The organism is Pseudomonas sp. NPDC089741 (genome assembly GCF_044748825.1).
Classification (GTDB): Bacteria; Pseudomonadota; Gammaproteobacteria; order Pseudomonadales; family Pseudomonadaceae; genus Aquipseudomonas; species Aquipseudomonas helmanticensis.
Genome location: NZ_JBIVGT010000086.1, coordinates 1 through 1,663 on the forward strand (window position 1 = coordinate 1; position 1,663 = coordinate 1,663).

Below are 1,663 nucleotides of genomic sequence, written 5' to 3' on the forward strand. Positions count from 1 at the left end.
GTGCGTTTGCTGAAGCGATAACGGCGCTCGTAGTGGCCGGTCATCACTGTCATGTCTTGCAGGTGGCAATGACCGCCTTCTTCGCACACAGGGCAGTCGTGCGGGTGGTTGGTCATCAGCCATTCGACAACACTGGCGCGGAACGCCTTGGATTCTTCATCTTCGATGGAGATCCAGGTGTTGTCGGTGGCAGGGGTCATGCAGGACATGACGATGCGACCACGGGTGTCGTTCTCGTCGGTGTACTGCTTGACCGCGCACTGGCGGCAAGCCCCGACGCTACCGAGCGCGGGGTGCCAGCAGAAATATGGAATGTCGAGGCCCAGCGACAGACCTGCCTGTAACAGGTTGTCTGCCCCGTCGACTTCGAGCGCTTTGCCGTCTACGTGGATAGTGGCCATGGTTCAAAGGTCTTCGTTGGCCCGGTGTCAGCGGGCGTGGCTAATGGAATCTTGTTATCCGTGCGAATCAAACCAGCCTCGAAAGGCGTCATCGCAGGAGGCGAAAGGCCCGGGCCCTTCACCTTTTAAGCGTTTACGCGCCGATTACGATCGGCCTTGCCAGAGGCGGGACGGCGGCGCTGACTGGCGCAATACCGGCTTCGAACTCTGGACGGAAGTATTTGATGGCGCTGCCCAACGGTTCCACGGCACCCGGTGCGTGAGCACAGAAGGTCTTGCCTGGGCCGAGGAAGTTGACCAGACCCAGCAGGGTCTCGATGTCGCCTGGCTGACCGCGGCCTTCTTCGATGGCCATCAAGAGCTTGACGCTCCATGGCAAACCATCACGGCACGGGGTGCAGAAGCCGCACGACTCACGAGCGAAGAACTGCTCCATGTTGCGCAGCAACGAGACCATGTTGACGCTGTCGTCCACCGCCATGGCCAGGCCGGTACCCATACGGGTGCCCACTTTGGCGATGCCGCCGGCGTACATTTGTGCGTCGAGGTGCTCAGGCAGAAGGAAACCGGTACCGGCGCCACCTGGCTGCCAGGCCTTGAGCTTGAAGCCGTCGCGCATGCCGCCGGCGTAGTCTTCGAACAACTCGCGACCGGTGACGCCGAATGGCAGTTCCCACAGGCCCGGGTTCTTGACCTTGCCGGAGAAGCCCATGAGCTTGGTGCCCATGTCTTCGCTGCCTTCGCGAGACAACGATTTGTACCAGTCAACGCCGTCGGCAATGATCGCCGGCACGTTGCACAGGGTTTCAACGTTGTTCACGCAGGTCGGCTTGCCCCACACGCCAACAGCGGCAGGGAAGGGCGGCTTGGAGCGCGGGTTGGCGCGACGACCTTCGAGGGAGTTGATCAGTGCGGTTTCTTCACCGCAGATGTAACGCCCGGCGCCGGTGTGGACGAACAGCTCGAAATCAAAGCCGCTGCCGAGGATGTTTTTACCCAGCAGGCCCGCAGCCTTGGCTTCTTCCACGGCACGGTTGAGGTGCTTGGCGGCGGTGGTGTATTCGCCACGCAGGAAGATGTAGCCACGGTAGGTTTTCAGCGCGCGAGCACTGATCAGCATGCCTTCGATCAGCAGATGGGGCAGTTGCTCCATCAGCATGCGGTCTTAACAGGTGTTCGGCTCCATATCATCCGCGTTGCACAGCAGGTAGAGCATGTTGATGGATTCGTCTTTGGGCATCAGGGCCCACTGCACGCCCCTG

General features: G+C 60.9%; 1 protein-coding gene and 1 pseudogene. Both read right to left on the bottom strand.

The features are described from left to right. Window positions 1-401 (bottom strand): 2Fe-2S iron-sulfur cluster-binding protein (locus ACIPZE_RS28930; protein WP_400776855.1); only part of this gene is annotated, 401 nt, incomplete at its 3' end. A 133-nt stretch (window positions 402-534) separates the two neighbouring features. Next, window positions 535-1,663 (bottom strand): annotated as a pseudogene (nuoF, locus tag ACIPZE_RS28935) (NADH-quinone oxidoreductase subunit NuoF); the annotation flags it as partial.